This window comes from Oricola nitratireducens (assembly GCF_014904745.1).
Classification (GTDB): domain Bacteria; phylum Pseudomonadota; class Alphaproteobacteria; order Rhizobiales; family Rhizobiaceae; genus Oricola; species Oricola nitratireducens.
Genome location: NZ_JACZCS010000001.1, coordinates 308,868 through 324,255 on the forward strand (window position 1 = coordinate 308,868; position 15,388 = coordinate 324,255).

General features: G+C 65.7%; 13 protein-coding genes and 1 tRNA gene. 10 read left to right on the plus strand and 4 right to left on the minus strand.

Annotated features, from left to right (window positions below; translation table 11 throughout):
* The first annotated feature begins 22 nt into the window (after positions 1–22).
* Together IG169_RS01520 and IG169_RS01525 are read left to right on the plus strand one after the other, a co-directional pair.
* Complete coding sequence (locus IG169_RS01520) at positions 23–1,477, plus strand: DNA polymerase Y family protein (protein WP_246717053.1); 1,455 nt, start codon at positions 23–25, stop codon at positions 1,475–1,477.
* Entirely contained in the window at positions 1,477–4,866 is a 3,390-nt protein-coding gene (locus tag IG169_RS01525) for an error-prone DNA polymerase (RefSeq protein WP_193174373.1), read from the plus strand. Before IG169_RS01520 ends, IG169_RS01525 begins: the two co-directional genes overlap by 1 nt.
* 48 nt (positions 4,867–4,914) lie before the next feature.
* Here the strand turns inward: IG169_RS01525 and IG169_RS01530 are convergent, their stop codons facing one another.
* The 3 genes from IG169_RS01530 to IG169_RS01540 all read right to left on the minus strand — a co-directional run bounded on the left by IG169_RS01530 (position 4,915) and on the right by IG169_RS01540 (position 7,619).
* The gene (locus IG169_RS01530; protein WP_193174374.1) at positions 4,915–5,718 is read right to left on the minus strand and encodes a glycosyltransferase family 25 protein; all 804 of its coding nucleotides are present in this window, start codon (positions 5,716–5,718) and stop codon (positions 4,915–4,917) included.
* Entirely contained in the window at positions 5,705–7,300 is a 1,596-nt protein-coding gene (locus IG169_RS01535) for a glycosyltransferase (RefSeq protein ID WP_193174375.1), read from the minus strand. Before IG169_RS01535 ends, IG169_RS01530 begins: the two co-directional genes overlap by 14 nt.
* A gap of 244 nt (positions 7,301–7,544) precedes the next feature.
* Positions 7,545–7,619 (minus strand) — tRNA-Gly (locus tag IG169_RS01540).
* Positions 7,620–7,787: 168 nt separating this feature from the next.
* On the opposite strand from IG169_RS01540, the gene IG169_RS01545 reads away from it, so the two are divergent.
* The 6 genes from IG169_RS01545 (at position 7,788) to creD (ending at position 12,562) form a co-directional block, all read left to right on the plus strand.
* The gene (locus IG169_RS01545; protein ID WP_193174376.1) at positions 7,788–8,309 is read left to right on the plus strand and encodes a prolyl-tRNA synthetase associated domain-containing protein; all 522 of its coding nucleotides are present in this window, start codon (positions 7,788–7,790) and stop codon (positions 8,307–8,309) included.
* Positions 8,310–8,345: 36 nt separating this feature from the next.
* Complete coding sequence (gene trxA / locus IG169_RS01550; RefSeq protein WP_193174377.1) at positions 8,346–9,350, plus strand: thioredoxin; 1,005 nt, start codon at positions 8,346–8,348, stop codon at positions 9,348–9,350.
* Positions 9,351–9,436: 86 nt separating this feature from the next.
* On the plus strand, positions 9,437–10,108 hold the full coding sequence (locus IG169_RS01555; RefSeq protein ID WP_193174378.1) for an LON peptidase substrate-binding domain-containing protein: 672 nt from the start codon (positions 9,437–9,439) through the stop codon (positions 10,106–10,108).
* Positions 10,109–10,143: 35 nt separating this feature from the next.
* Positions 10,144–10,368 carry a Trm112 family protein gene (locus IG169_RS01560; protein WP_193174551.1) on the plus strand — a complete coding sequence of 75 codons (225 nt, stop codon included), beginning with the start codon at positions 10,144–10,146 and terminating at the stop codon, positions 10,366–10,368.
* Positions 10,369–10,411: 43 nt separating this feature from the next.
* On the plus strand, positions 10,412–11,002 hold the full coding sequence (locus IG169_RS01565) for a TetR family transcriptional regulator (protein ID WP_193174379.1): 591 nt from the start codon (positions 10,412–10,414) through the stop codon (positions 11,000–11,002).
* Between the two features lie 123 nt (positions 11,003–11,125).
* Positions 11,126–12,562 carry a cell envelope integrity protein CreD gene (creD, locus tag IG169_RS01570; RefSeq protein ID WP_193174380.1) on the plus strand — a complete coding sequence of 479 codons (1,437 nt, stop codon included), beginning with the start codon at positions 11,126–11,128 and terminating at the stop codon, positions 12,560–12,562.
* Positions 12,563–12,571: 9 nt separating this feature from the next.
* Here creD and IG169_RS01575 read toward each other — a convergent pair whose 3' ends face one another.
* Entirely contained in the window at positions 12,572–13,846 is a 1,275-nt protein-coding gene (locus IG169_RS01575) for a ubiquinone biosynthesis hydroxylase (protein ID WP_193174381.1), read from the minus strand.
* A 99-nt stretch (positions 13,847–13,945) separates the two neighbouring features.
* On the opposite strand from IG169_RS01575, the gene tesB reads away from it, so the two are divergent.
* Together tesB and IG169_RS01585 are read left to right on the plus strand one after the other, a co-directional pair.
* On the plus strand, positions 13,946–14,809 hold the full coding sequence (tesB, locus tag IG169_RS01580) for an acyl-CoA thioesterase II (protein WP_193174382.1): 864 nt from the start codon (positions 13,946–13,948) through the stop codon (positions 14,807–14,809).
* Positions 14,810–15,022: 213 nt separating this feature from the next.
* Positions 15,023–15,361 (plus strand): P-II family nitrogen regulator, encoded by a 339-nt coding sequence (locus IG169_RS01585; RefSeq protein ID WP_193174383.1) that lies wholly within the window; start codon positions 15,023–15,025, stop codon positions 15,359–15,361.
* Positions 15,362–15,388: the final 27 nt, after the last annotated feature.

Here is a 15,388-nt window from a genome sequence, read left to right on the forward strand (position 1 = left end):
CGCGCACAAGGAGAAGAACGCCATGCGCATCGCCAGCCTCGACGAGGCGGCCGAGACGCGGGGCCTGCGCCGCGGTCAGGGGCTGGCCGATGCGCGCGCCGCCCATCCCGATCTCGACATCGTGCCCGCCGACGCGCAGGCCGACCGCCGCCTGCTCACCGCGATCGCCGACTGGTGCGACCGTTACACGCCGCTGGTGGCGCTCGATGCGCCGGACGGCCTCTTCCTCGACATTTCCGGCTGTGCGCATCTTTTCGGCGGCGAGCACGGTCTCGTCGCCGATCTTCTGGCGCGGCTGTTCGAACAGGGTTTCGCGGTACGGGCGGCGGTCGCCGCGACGCCCGGCGCGGCCTGGGCAACAACCCGTTTCGCATCCGGAACGCTCTGTATCGACCGGGGCGCGGAGGCGCCCGTTCTCGCCCCTTTCCCTCTGGCCGCGCTCCGGCTTGACGCCGAGACGCTGGCCGGGCTCGCCAAGGTCGGGTTGAAGACCGTCGGCCAGCTCATCGATGCGCCGCGCGCGCCGCTGGCGCGGCGTTTCGGGCGGCAGTGCCTGCTCCGGCTCGACCAGGCGCTGGGCGCGGTCGACGAAGCGATCTCGCCGCGCCTGCCGGTGCCGGCCCTGTCGGTGGAGCGGCGGCTTGCCGAGCCGGTCGGGCGCACGGAAGACGTCGAGCATTTGCTGATGGCGCTGGCGACCGGCTTGAAAACCGGCCTGGAACGCAGTGGCGCCGGTGCGCGGGCGCTGGAATACACGCTGTTCCGCGTCGACGGCGCGGTCTACCGGCTCTGTGTCGGGGCATCGCGGCCGGTGCGCGATCCCGAGACCATCGTCAAACTGTTCCGCGAACGGCTCGCCGCCATGGGTGACGAGATCGATGCCGGCTACGGCTTCGACGTGGTGCGGCTCAACGTGCTGGCCAGGGGAGAGCTTGCGGGAGAGCAAAGCGATTTCGCGCGCGCCGGCGAAGACGATCCCGATGTCGCCCTCTTGCTCGACCGCATCGCCGCCCGGCTCGGCGACGGCGCGTTTCCCGATACCCGGCATCCGGTCGGCCAGGCCGTTGCCGTCGAAAGCCACGAGCCGGAACGCGCCGAGACCCGCCGGCCGGCGAGCGCAGCGCGATTTCCTTTGCCGGCAAAACAAAACGTCCTGCAACCCGCTTCTCCGCGGCCCGCGCGGCTGCTCACCGTTCCCGAACCGGTCGAGGTCGTCGCCGGGGTGCCGGAAGGCCCGCCACTGCGTTTCCGCTGGCGGCGCGCGCTCTATCAGGTGGCGAAGGCGGAAGGGCCGGAACGCATCGGCGGCGAGTGGTGGGGTGACGAAGCGCCCGCCGATCTTTGTCCCGTGCCGCGCGACTATTACCGCGTCGAGGACGAGGCCGGGCGGCGCTACTGGCTGTTCCGCAGGGGGCTCTACGGCCCGGCCGGGCGCGGCGTCCAGCCGCAATGGTTCATGCACGGGATGTTTGCCTGATGGCGTCCGAGCCCGGCTATGCGGAACTGGCCGCCGCGTCGAATTTCTCGTTCCTGCGCGGCGCGTCGCATCCGGAAGAACTGGTGGTGACGGCCCGGCGTCTCGGTCTTGCCGGGCTCGGGCTTGCCGACCGCAACACGGTGTCCGGTACGGTGCGCGCCCACATGGCGGCAAAAGAGGCCGGGCTCGAATACCGGCCCGGCGCGCGCCTCGTCTTCTCCGACGGTACGCCGGACGTGCTCGCCTATCCGCGGGACCGGCGCGGCTGGGGCCGTCTCTGCCGCCTACTGACGGCCGGCAATCTGCGCGGCGAGAAGGGCGCACCGGTGCTTCTGCGCGCTGACCTGTCCGAATGGGGCGAGGGATTGTCGCTCGCCGTGCTGCCGAAACCGGACAGGCTCGACGAAACCTGCCTGTCTGTCCTGCAGGATCTGAAGGGCGCCTTCGGCCGCTCCGTCCGTCTCGCCCTGACTCCCGCCTATGACGGGCGCGACCGGATGACGCTGGAAGCCAGCCGCGCGCTGGCGCAGGCATCGGGGGTGAAGCTGATGGCCGTCGGCGATGTCACCTGTCACGATGCCGCGCGCCGCTCGCTTGGCGACGTGCTGGCCGCAATCCGCGAACATGTGCCGCTCACCGAGGCCGGTTACCTTCTTTCCGCCAATGGCGAACGGCATCTTAAGCCGGCTACTGAAATGGCGCGACTGTTCCGCGCCGAACCGGCGGCCGTCGCCGAAAGCCTCGCGTTTTTCGGCGAACTCGGTTTCTCGCTCGACGCGTTGCGCTACCAGTATCCGGACGAACCGTGCGGCGACAGCGCCTCGCCGCAGGAGGCGCTGGAGCGGCTTGCCTGGGAAGGCGCGCGGACACGTTACGGGGAAAATATTCCGGACCGGATCGCCGGCCAGATCCGGCACGAGCTCGCCTTGATCGCCGAACTCGATTACGCGCCTTATTTCTTGACCGTGCACGACATCGTGCGCTTTGCCCGATCGCAGAACATATTGTGCCAGGGGCGCGGTTCGGCGGCCAATTCGACGGTCTGTTTCTGCATCGGCATCACCGAGGTCGATCCGGTGCTGACCGACCTGCTGTTCGAACGCTTCATCTCGCCGGAACGGCGCGAGCCGCCCGATATCGACGTCGATTTCGAGCACGAGAAGCGCGAGATCGTGATCCAGTACATCTACGAGAAATACGGCCGTGACCGGGCCGGGCTGGCGGCGACCGTGATTACCTACCGGGCGCGGTCGGCGGCGCGCGAGGTCGCCAAGGCCTTCGGTCTGTCCGAGGACGTCTCGGCCGCGATCTCCGGCTCGGTCTGGGGCTGGTCGAACGTCGATCTCGGCGAGCGCGAGGCGAAGGCGGCCGGTCTCGACATGAGCGATCGCACGACGCAGAACGTGCTGAAGCTTTCCTCGGAGATCATGGGGTTTCCGCGCCATCTGTCGCAGCATGTCGGCGGCTTCGTCATCACGCGCGACCGGCTCGACGAGGTGGTGCCGATCACCAAGTCGGCGATGGACGGGCGCACCATGGTCGAGTGGGACAAGGACGACCTCGATTCGCTGGGCATCCTCAAGATCGACATCCTGGCGCTCGGCATGCTCACCTGCATCCGCCGCGCCTTCGACCTGCTCGAAGATCACTACGACCGGCCGCTCACCCTGGCATCGATCCCGAAGGAGGAGGCCGAAGTCTATGACATGGTCTGCCGGGCCGACACGCTCGGCGTCTTCCAGATCGAGAGCCGCGCCCAGATGACGATGCTGCCGCGGCTCAGGCCGCGCAACTTCTACGACCTCGTCATCGAGGTGGCGATCGTGCGGCCCGGGCCGATCCAGGGCGACATGGTGCATCCCTATCTCAGGCGCCGGCAGGGCAAGGAGCCGGTCTCCTATCCGAGCCGGGAACTGGAAGCGGTGCTCGGCAAGACATTGGGCGTTCCCCTGTTCCAGGAACAGGCGATGAAGATCGCCATCGTCGCCGCCGGTTTCACGCCGGGCGAGGCCGACAGGCTGCGCCGCGCCATGGCGACCTTCCGGCGTGTCGGCACGATCCACACCTTCCAGACCAAGATGATCGAGGGCATGGTGGCGAACGGCTACGAGGCGGATTTCGCCGAGCGCTGCTTCCGCCAGATCGAGGGGTTCGGCGAATACGGCTTTCCCGAAAGCCACGCCGCCTCCTTCGCGCTGCTGGTCTATGCGTCGTGCTGGCTGAAGGCGCATTATCCGGACGTCTTCTGCGCGGCGATCCTGAACGCCCAGCCGATGGGCTTCTATGCGCCGGCGCAGCTGGTGCGCGACGCGCGCGAACACGGCGTCGAGATGCGGCCCGTCGACATCAACGCGTCCGGCTGGGACAATGCGCTGGAAGATCGCGACGCCGACGAGCCGGATGCGCCCGCGCGGATCTCGCCGCGGCATCGCGAGATGCGCGACGTCATCCAAACGCAAAAAGCGGTGCGGCTCGGCTTCCGGCAGGTCAAGGGCCTGCGCGAGGACGAGATCGCCCACCTGATCGACCGGCGCGGCGGCGGCTACGATTCGGTGCGCGACCTGTGGCTGCGCTCGGGGCTTGCCCGCGCGCAGATCGAGCGGCTGGCGGATGCCGACGCTTTCCGCTCCATCGGGCTCGACCGGCGCGGGGCGCTCTGGGCCGTCAGGGCGCTGGACGAGAAATCGGCCGAGGAGCACCTGCCGCTGTTCGAGCGGCCGGCGCTGGTCCGCGATCCCGACGAGGCCGGCATCGAGATCGCCGGCGAGGCCGAGGTGGCCTTGCCGCCGATGCCGCCGGGCGAGCAGGTGGTGCATGACTACCGCTACCTGTCGCTGTCGCTGAAGGCGCATCCGGTCTCGTTCCTGCGCCGTCACCTCGATGCCATGGGCGTGCTCAGGCACGAGAAACTGGACGATATTTCCACCGGGCGGCGCGCCGATGTCGCGGGGCTGGTGCTGGTTCGCCAGCGCCCGGGCTCGGCCAAGGGCGTCATCTTCATGACGCTGGAAGACGAGACCGGTGTCGCCAATGTCATCGTCTGGCCGAAAGTCTTCGAGCGCTACCGGGCGCTGGTGCTGGGATCGCGGCTGGTGCGCGTCACGGGAAAGCTGCAGAACGAGATGGGCGTCATCCATATCGTCGCCGACCGGGTGGAAGATCTGACGCCGCTGCTCGCCGATATCGAGACGGAGGGCATCGGCGACGGGGGGCTGGCGAATGCCGACGAGGTGCGACGGCCGGTGATCGAGATCCGCGAGAAGCTGAAGCCACGCTCGCGGCTTGCCCAGCTCCTGAAGGAGGCGCCGCAGCTGCGCACCGATTACGAGACGCTGAAACGCTCGGAAGCCTCGGCCAGGGTTCTGCCGAAAGGCCGGAATTTCCATTGAGACCGGAGCCGGGCAATCATTCCCGGATGGCTGGCAAGCGCGGGCCGCTCAGTCGGAACTGCCGAAGCGCCGCATCAGGCGTTCGCGCTGCAGCTGCAGCCGCGTCCTGATTTTCCGGTCGGCCGTCAGCAAATTGCCCCAGATACTGCGCACAAGCCGGTAGGTTTTCGTCTGGTCGCGGTCGGTGTTGACGAGGCTGCCGCCGAGGCGTTCGCTGACCTCGGTCACCGGATTTCCCGGCACGGACCAGATATCCAGGCCGAGTTCCCAGAAATATTTCACATCCTCGTCGACCGGCCGGAAGATCCTGTCGCGGGCGAGAAACTTCTCCGCGCCGCGTCTCGAGATCAGATAGGCGACCATGCCGGCGGTCGGCGAGCGCCATTTGACCAGCTCGATCCCGTCTATGCGGCGGGAAAACATCGGCCGGTTGACCGCCCGTTTCTCGAAATCGAACAGCTTGACGATGTCGCGATCTTCAAGGACGGCGGGCCAGCTCTCCAGTACGCGCGACACCTGCCCGACGTCCCGGAATCCGAAATCGTCTTCCAGGATGAAGGCCGCCGCATGATCGCTGTCGAGAAGACGGCGCCAGGCCAGCCTGTGGCTCGCATAGACGCCGACCTCGGTGCGCGAGATCGGCCGCTTGCAGCGCCGCCTGTTGATTGCGGCGTCATAGAGCTCGTCGATGATCGTATCCTCGGCGATGAAGCCGTCCACGAACTCGGTCTCCAGCGCGATGGGCAACCGGTTCAGCTCCGCCATCGCCGAACTGCGGCGTTCGGCGGGCGATTTTCGGCAGGTGACGACCTGCACGACCAGCGAGCCCGGTCTTTCGTCAGCTTTTGACATGGAATATCTCGACATTCGGCAGGCCGCAGGGTGTCAGTCCGAAATCGCTGGCGAGCCGCCCGAAGGCTTCCGTCTCGATCAGGTCGTCATAAGGAATCGCCGGAAATTCCAGACCGGCGCGATGGACCGAAGCATGCACCAGAAGCATGGTCCCGCCCACCGACGACAGCGGCGCCTCATCGAGGAAGCGCAGGTCGTGCAGATGACGGCGGTTCTGGAAATCATCCGGTGGCTGGAAGATGCCGTCGATCATGTATTTGTAATAATGAGACTTTTTCGGCTTGCCGATTTCAAGGAAATTGTTGAGGTCATAGCTCCGGCCACCACTTTCTGTCACGCAGTTCGGCGTCACGATCTTGCGATTGCGCGACAGCAGGACCGTCAGGATGTCACGCGGGACATCGCACACGTCGACATCCAGCCACAAGACCCACTCGTCTCGCGCGGTCAATCCGTGCCGGATCAGGTGGTTGCGCGCACGGGCGATCGCGCCGCGCCGCTTCCTCTGCCATTCCGGTTTCCAGCGCTCCGCGCGCGGCAGTGCCAGGCCCGTGGCGTAATGCAGGATCTCGATGCCGCGAAAGGCGGATGCATGCGCGTCGCGCTGGCGCTCGAGCATCTCGCGCGAGCCGTCGGCGCTGTCGCCTTCGCAATAGACCAGCCGCAATTTTTCGGCCGGATAGTCGAGGGAGCGGATCAGTTCCATGTTGCGTTCGATGAAGGGCGCGCCGTCGCGCACCGGCACGAACACCGCCACATCCGGGCGATTGCCCGGATCGAAAGGCGGCAGGGGCGAGAGAAGCTGTCCGGCATCGATGCGAGACTGCGCGGCCGTGCGCGTCAGTCCTGCCGGCCTCGTCGCGTCGACGCGCCATTTCCGCAGCTTGCCCTTGAGCTTCTCGAATCGCGTCTCCTTGCGGTCATGGAACCATGTTCCGGCCCAGTTGTGGCGGGAGAGGCGTAAATGCGAATAGGGTCCGCGGGGCTTTTCGGGCGATTCCCGGCGTTCCTTGTCTGTCGGCGCGAACAAGTGGCAGGAATGCAACGCCAGTTCGTCGCGATGCGGATAGGCGGCGATCGCGCCGGAAAACATCAGCGGCCCGGTGGAACCGAGTACGTCCTTCGGCCCGGCGTGGCGGCACTTGCGCGTGTCGTCGATGACATGGCGCCAAAACGGATGGCCCGCCGGGCTCGCCATGGTGCCGTTGAAATACAGCCGCTTCATGCCGAGCGAGGCCGCTTGTTGCCAGTGGGTACCGGGTTCCTCGCAAAGGATCACGCGGTCGTCGCCGGCGAGGGGATCGAACCCGGCAAGGCAGTCGGTATCCATGTCGGCATAGACGCCGCCGAAGCGGTAGAGCAGCAGGTAGCGTCCGAGATCGGCGCGCTGCACCGCATTGGGATAGGCGTTGTAGAGTTCGAGCAGGTCGGGAAACTCGGCGCGCACGAAGGCCAGCAGGTCTTCATCCGTCCAGAGCGTGTATTGCCATCCCGGATTGCGGGAAATCCAGCTTTGCGGTGTGCCGCGGTTTTCCCGATAAGTCCGTTCATGCCAGGTCTGGTGAATTCTTTTGGGTATCATCAGGGAGTACGAAATCCGACGGCTTGTCCATTGGCTCTGCGCGAGGACATCGCGCCGCCATACGACAAATATCGACGGCCTGCCAGATCGTGGACGGTTAAATTCCGGTTCGGCCTGTCCGGCATCCGCGCACCGGCCGCCGCAAGGGCAGGGCTCGACTGTCGACATGGATGATCCCGACATCGGGCGCAAGCGTCGTCTGCCGCGGCGGCGCTCTGGCATCGTATGATTCTGTCTGGAAAATTGGAGCGGGCGATGAGATTCGAACTCACGACCCCAACCTTGGCAAGGTTGTGCTCTACCCCTGAGCTACGCCCGCTCGGCGAGCCGGAAACGGCTGCCGCGCTCTATGCCGCAAGCGCCGGGCGAATGCAACAGCAAATTTGGCATCCCGGCGCATGAGTTCTTGCCGCGCCCGGATGCGCGCCTTGCCAAGCGCCGCCGCATCCCCCTATTGAAGCGTCACGGCACGAATGGAAGCGGTTTGATGGACGGCAACGCCATGAAAACAAGAGATGACCTGTTTGCCTTTCTCGATGGCCTCGGCATCGCGGTCACCACGAAATACCATCCGCCGGTCTTTACGGTGGAGGAATCGAAGGCGCTGCGCGACGCCATCCCCGGCGGGCACACCAAGAACCTGTTCCTGAAGGACAAGAAGGGGCGGCATTTCCTGCTCACCGTCGACGAGGACGCGGTGATCGACCTGAAGACCGTGCATACGCTGATCGGTGCGAGCGGGCGGGTCTCGTTCGGCAAGCCGGACCAGCTGATGGCGTATCTCGGCGTCATTCCGGGCGCGGTGACGGCCTTCGGGGTCATCAACGACAGCGGCCATGCGGTGACGCTGATCTTCGACGAGGCGCTGATGGCGCATGACGTCATCAACGCCCACCCGTTGACGAACGACGCGACGACATCGATCGCGAGCGAGGACATGAAACGCTTCGTCGAGGCGACGGGCCACGATCTCCATATCTTGAAACTTGCATCCGAAAACGCGACATAAGCGAACGAAAAAGCACTCGGTGCGAAGGAAAAAACGATGAATTCGAACGATAATCCGTTCGCCGCCGGCCAGAGCGGCTACGGCGCGCAGCACGTGGAATTCGGCGGGGCGGGCAATGGCGCCGCCGCGCCGGCGATGGCGGGTGGTCCGGTTGCGTCCGGCGAGCTGATCAAGGACACGACGACGGCGGACTTCCAGCAGGACGTGATCGCCGAATCGCGCAACCAGCCGGTGCTGGTCGATTTCTGGGCGCCGTGGTGCGGCCCGTGCAAACAGCTGACCCCGCGTCTTGAGGCGGCGGTGAAGAATGCCGGCGGCAAGGTCAAGCTGGTGAAGATGAACATCGACGATCATCCGGCCATCCCGGGCCAGATGGGCGTGCAGTCGATCCCGGCGGTCGTGGCCTTCCACAATGGCCAGCCGGTCGACGGGTTCATGGGCGCGGTTCCGGACAGCCAGCTGAACGAGTTCATCGCCAAACTGGCCGGCGCCTCGAAGGGCGGCGAACAGGAAAAGGCGCTGGAACAGGCGCTTGAGGCGGCCACGGCGGCGCGCGAGGCCGGCGATCTCAACCAGGCGGCACAGATCTACCAGATGATTCTGCAGCAGGTGCCCGACAACGCGCCGGCCTATGCGGGCCTGGCCGGCATGCTGCTCGACGCCGGCGAGAGCGAACAGGCCAGGCAGATGGTCGAGCAGGCGCCGGAGGCAATCGCCGGCTCGACCGAGCTGGCGTCGGTCAAGGCGCGCATGGAGCTCGCGGAAAAGGTCGAGGGTCTTGGCGATCCGGCCGCGCTCGAACGGCGTCTCGCCGCCGATCCGGCGGATCACGACGCGCGCTTCGATCTCGCCCAGATCCGCAACGCCACTGGCGACCGTGAGGGCGCGGCGGACCTGCTGCTCGACATCATGGCGGCCGACCGTGAATGGCGCGAGGACGGCGCGCGGCTCGAATTGCTGAAGTTCTTCGAGGCCTGGGGCCCGACCGATCCGGCGACCGTGAAGGCGCGGCGGAAGCTGTCGAGCATATTGTTCCGCTGAGCGGGGTTGCCGAACGCCCTTGAGTTCGGCGGCTCGCGCTCCAGATTCGAAAGCGGATCGCGGTCAGGGAGGATCGCTACAGGGCAATGCAGGCAGGAAACATGACATATAGCACCGCAAGGGATGTGCCGGAGACGGTTCCTGTGTTCCCGCTGTCGGGCGCGCTGTTGCTGCCGGGCGGCCAGATGCCGCTGAACATCTTCGAACCGCGCTACCTGGAAATGATCGATGCGGCGCTGCGTGGCGACCGCGTGATCGGCATGATCCAGCCGAAATTCAGCGGCGACACCGGGAAGCCGGAAAAACCCAATCTCTGCGCGGTCGGCTGTCTCGGGCGTATCGCTTCCTTCGCCGAAACCGGCGACGGGCGCTACATCGTCTCGCTGCAGGGCATTTGCCGCTTCCGCATCGCCGAGGAACTCAACGGTCGCCTGCCGTTCCGCCAGTGCCGGATCACGCCGTTCGTGTCCGATCTCGATGACGGCCACGAGGCGGAATGCGTCGACAGGGAGGAACTGCTGCGGGTCTTCCGCGCCTATCTCGACGCCAACGAACTGGAGGCGGACTGGGACAGCGTCAAGCGCGCCGGCAACGAAACGCTCGTCAACGCCCTGTGCATGATGTCGCCCTACGGGCCGGCGGAAAAGCAGGCCCTGCTCGAGGCGCCGGACCTGAAAAGCCGCGCCGAGACGCTGATCGCGCTGACGGAGATGGCGCTGGCGCGCGACAAGGATGACTCCGGCAGAATGCTGCAATAGGATTTTCGCGTTCGGAGAGAACGGGACGGCAGATGATGCAGGACACCGAAAAGCAAAATACCGGCAAGAAGGAAGACCGCGGCGACGAGATCGACCCGAAGCTGCTGGATCTCCTCGTCTGCCCGCTGACCAAGACGCCGCTGCATTTCGACAGGGAGCGCTGCGAACTCGTCTCCGAGGCGGCGAAGCTCGCCTATCCGGTGCGCGGCGGCGTGCCGATCATGCTGCCGTCGGAAGCGCGTTCCCTCGACAATCCGTAATCGTGAGATAGGCTGGCGTCGAACCGAATCGGGAAAGCGGCAGGTGACTGACAAGCCAAGACGCAAGCGTGGCGAGGCAAAACGCGAGGCGCTGGTCCAGGCGGCGGCGGAACTGTTCTGGACGCGGGGCTACGAGGCGGCGAGCCTCGCCGATATCGCGGCGGCATCCGGCGTTCCGCTCGGCAATGTTTATTATTACTTCAAGACCAAGGCCGATCTCGCTCAGGCGGTCGCCGATCTTTTCGTCCACCAGACCGAAACGCTGATCGAGGAGGTCAGCGCCGAATCACCGGAGCCGCGCCAACGGCTGAAACTGCTCGTGGCGCGGCTGCAGTCGTCGCAGCAGAGCCGCGTGCGGCACGGCTGTCCGATCTTTTCGGCGACGCGAGATTTCCGGCCGACCATGGCCGAACAGTCGGCGCGGGCCGCGGAGAGCTTTTCGCTGCTGACCGGCTTCGTGGCGACGGAGCTCGGCCGGGCCGGGCTCAGGCCGGCGATCGCATTGTCGCGGGCGCGCGCCGTCATCGCCGACTGGCAGGGCTCGATCGCGCTGGCGCATGCGCTTGGCGAACCGCCGGTGCTGGCGGAGTGTTTCCCGCGCATCGAACGCACGCTGGGGCTGGCCTCCGCCTGATTTCGGCCACCATCTGTCCATCGCAACACCCCGAAATGACCCTCTTGCGGGCCGATTTCAGCCGCGATGATCACACTTCGTTACGGCCGTTCAACCTTCGGACCCGATGTGGAGGGAAGTCACATGGCCGAGACCGAAAGCTATGATGGTACAGTGCAAGGCGGCGCGGATGCCGCATCCCCGATTTCGCAGGCGGCGAGCATGGCGCCGTTCTTCATGCGCAGCCTTGGCGTGAAGTTCTTTGTCCTCGGCGTTCTCGTCGTCATGCTGTCCGTGCCGCTTTTCGCGGTATGGCTGCTGGTACAGGACCGCGAGGCGAATTTCCGCCGGGCAACGGCGGAGATCGGCCGGCAATGGGGCGGCGCGCAGACGCTTGCCGGCCCCTTTCTGGAAGTGCCGGTCACCGTGTTGCAGCCCGGCGGAAAGGAGGGCGAAGCGCCGCGCGAGGTGACACGCAAGGTGCTGATCGCGCCAAACCGTCTCTCGGTCGATGGCAAGGCGGCGACGGATACCCGCAAGCGCGGCATTCACGAGGCCGTCGTCTACCAGGCCGATCTCGCCATGTCGGCGACATTCACCGCGCCGGATTTCGAGACGCTGCCCTACCCAGCGGGCGGCGCCGACTGGTCGCGGGCGCGCATCGTTGCCGGCATATCCGACCTGAAAGGCATCGAGACCCTGTCGCTCAGGGCGAACGGGCGCGAAATTGAGGCTATCGAACCGGGACTGGGCGCCGTCTATGGCGATTCCCATTCCGGGCTCAGCGCGCCGGCCGGGCTGGACGCTGACTTTGGCGCCGGGGGCCGGACGCTGGCGGTCGATATGGCGCTCGGCCTGAAAGGGTCGCAGGAAATCCGTTTCGTGCCGGCGGGCGACCGGACGACGGTGACGCTCGCCTCGTCCTGGCCGCATCCGAGCTTTTCCGGCGCATTCCTGCCGCAGTCACGCAGCGTGGCGGAGGATGGTTTCAAGGCGAGCTGGAGCGTGCCGAAACTGGCGCGCGAGATTCCGCATCTGGAGCTTGCCGGCGCGCAGGTCTTTTCGCGGCAAACCGAAAGCGCCTTCGGCGTGCGGTTCTACCAGCCGGTCGATTTCTACAAGCAGGTCGACCGCGCGGTAAAATATGGCGTCCTGTTCGTATCGATGGCGTTTCTCGTCATCTTCGTGATCGAGATCGTCGCGAAGGGCCGGATGCATCTGGTGCATTATGCGATGACCGGCATGATGATCGTCGTCTTCTACACGCTGTTGTTGGGGCTGGCCGAATTCGTCGGCTTCACGATTGCCTATGCCGTCGCCGCGGGCGCGACCGGCGCGGTGATCGCGGGTTTCGTCGCCTCGCTGTTTCCCGGACGGGTGTGGACGCTGGCGGCCTTTGGCGGGTTTTCGGCGCTTTACGGCTTTCTCTATGTCGTGCTGCAGTTGGCCGAAGCGGCGCTGCTCGTCGGCAGCGTGACCGGCTTCGTCATCCTGACGGTGCTGATGTTCGCCACCCGCAACACCGACTGGAGCGGGCACAAGCCGCTCGCGGCCGGGGGCGTGGCGTCTCGGGCACACTGACAGAACCGTTCAGATCGGTTCGCCGCGCAACAGCCGCGGAGCGGGGCCGGAGAGACCCGCCGCCTGGCCGATGAAGAAGCCCTTCAGGCCGGGCATGCGGTCGACGAGGCCGAGACCGATGTCGCGGACCGCGCGCAGCGGCGTGAAGTCGTTGGAGAACAGCCGGTTCAGCACATCGGTGGTGACGCCCATCTGCCAGGTGTCGAAGCGCCGCCAGCGCTCGTAGCGCTGCAGCACGTCGAGCGCGCCGATATCGAGGCCAAGCCGGTCGGCCTCGACGATGGTTTCGGCCAGTGCGGCGGCGTCCTTGAAGCCGAGATTGAGGCCCTGGCCGGCGATCGGATGGATGCCGTGCGCGGCGTCGCCGATGAGCGCGAAACGCGGCTTGACGAAGTCGCGGGCCAGCGTCAGGCCGAGCGGATAAGCCCGCTTCTGGCCCTCGACATGGATTTCGCCGAGTTTCAGGCCGAAGCGCTTCTCCAGTTCGAAATCGAAGGTAAAATCGTCGGCCTTGAGGAGGCGCTCGGCATTTGCCGCCGTTTCCGACCAGACGATGGAGGAGCGGTTGCCCTTGAGCGGCAGGATGGCGAAGGGGCCGGCGGGCAGGAAATGCTCCTCGGCGCGGCCTTCGTGCGGGCGCTCATGCGCGATGGTGGCGACGATGCCCATCTGGCCGTAGTCCCAGTGGACCGTCTTGATGCCGGCAAGGGCGCGTAGCGCCGAGCGGGCGCCATCGGCGGCGACGAGCAGCCGGGTCTTCAGTTCCTCGCCGTCGGAGAGCGTCACGGTCAGCGGCGCGCCCGGAGCCTCCTCGGAAAATCCCGAGACGCCGACGCCCTGGCTGATCGTCACGCCGCAGGCCTCGCATTTTTCGCGCAGCGCCCCGTTCATGGTCACGTTCGGCACCATGTGGGCGAAGGGTTCGCCCGGCGCGACCTCGCCGTCGAAGGTCAGGAAGACCGGGCGCACCGGATCGCCGGTGCGGCTGTCGGTGACGATCATCTCGCGGATCGCTTCGGCATCGGGCAGGATCTTGTCCCAGCAGCCGAGCTCTTCCAGCATACGGATCGCGGCGGCGGCGATGGCCGAGGCGCGGCCGTCCTTCTTCCAGACGCCTTCGGGCGCCGGATCGACGATCCGGATCGAAAGATGCGGCGCGGCATGGGCGATCGCGGCGGCGGCGGCAAGGCCGACATAGCCGGCGCCGGCGATCAGGACGTCGAGCGGGCCGCTCGGTTTCCGGCGCGTTTTGGCGGCGGGTTTGCGTTTCGTTGCTGCCGGCATGGGCGTCTCCGTTTGCGGCCGGGCCGCGGCCGCGATCTTGACTTGTCCGGTTCCACCTGTAGCAAAGCGCGATGACATATCCAAACCGGATTACCCGCCATGTCTTCTGCCGTTGAGGAACTGATTTCCATTCTCGATCTGGAGCCGCTGGAACGCAATCTGTTCCGTGGTCGCAGCCCGCAATCGGGTTGGCAGCGCGTGTTCGGCGGCCAGGTGATCAGCCAGGCGCTGGTCGCCGCCCAGCGCACCGTCGAGCCGGACCGCCACGTCCATTCGCTGCATTGCTATTTCATGCGGCCGGGCGATCCGGAAGTGCCGATCATCTACGAGGTCGACCGGATCCGCGACGGAAAGAGCTTCACGACGCGGCGCGTCGTCGCTATCCAGCACGGCGAGGCGATCTTCTCGCTGTCGGCCTCGTTCCAGATCGACGAGCCGGGTCTCGAGCACGCGATCGAGATGCCGGAAGGGATACCGGCCCCGGAAACGCTGCTGTCCGAGAAGGATCTTGTCAGCCAGTTCATCGACCAACTGCCGGAAGCGCTGCGCAAATACTGGCAGCGCGAACGGCCGATCGAATTCAAGCCGGTGTCGCTGACCCATTACATGACGCGCGAGAAACTGCCGCCGAAGCAGCATATGTGGATCCGCGTTACCGGTCCGGTGCCGGACGACCGCGCGCTGCAGGCCGCGGTCCTGGCCTATCTGTCCGACATGACGCTGCTCGACACGTCGCTGTTTGCGCATGGGCGCTCGTTCTTCGACCGCGACATCCAGATGGCCAGCCTCGACCACGCGATGTGGTTCCACCGCCCGCATAAGCTCGACGACTGGTTCCTCTATACCCAGGACAGTCCGAACACGTCGGGTGCGCGCGGCTTCACGCGCGGAGCGATCTACGCCCGCGACGGCACGCTGGTCGCGTCCGTCGCCCAGGAAGGCCTGATCCGGTTGCGCGGCTAGTTTCCCGTATTCAGCGCATTCTGCCTAAGTTTTGTGCAAAAATTGAAATGACGCTCAATTCATGGGCGTTTTCAGTCCGATTTTTGATCGCGATACATAAAAAAGCCTTTCGCTTGTTCCGATGCGCGATTTGGCACGGGTTTTGAATCCTGTTCGCCGACCGGAATGTTTCCGGCGAGGTACGGTGTGCAACCGTCTCGAAAGGATGGGCGAATGAAAATCATCATGGCTATCATCAAGCCGTTCAAACTGGACGAGGTGCGAGAAGCCCTCACCGGGATCGGCATTCAGGGCCTGACGGTCACCGAAGTCAAAGGCTTCGGGCGACAGAAGGGCCATACCGAAATCTATCGCGGCGCCGAATATTCGATCGCCTTCCTGCCAAAGCTGAAGATCGAGGTCGCGGTTGACGACGACCTCGTCGAAAAGGTGATCGAGACCATCGCCGGCGCGGCCAAGACCGGCCAGATCGGCGACGGCAAGATCTTCACGATTTCCATTGAAAGCGCCGTGCGCATCCGCACCGGCGAAACCGATTCCGATGCGTTGTGATGCGCAGGAACAAGCGGGGCTTAAACC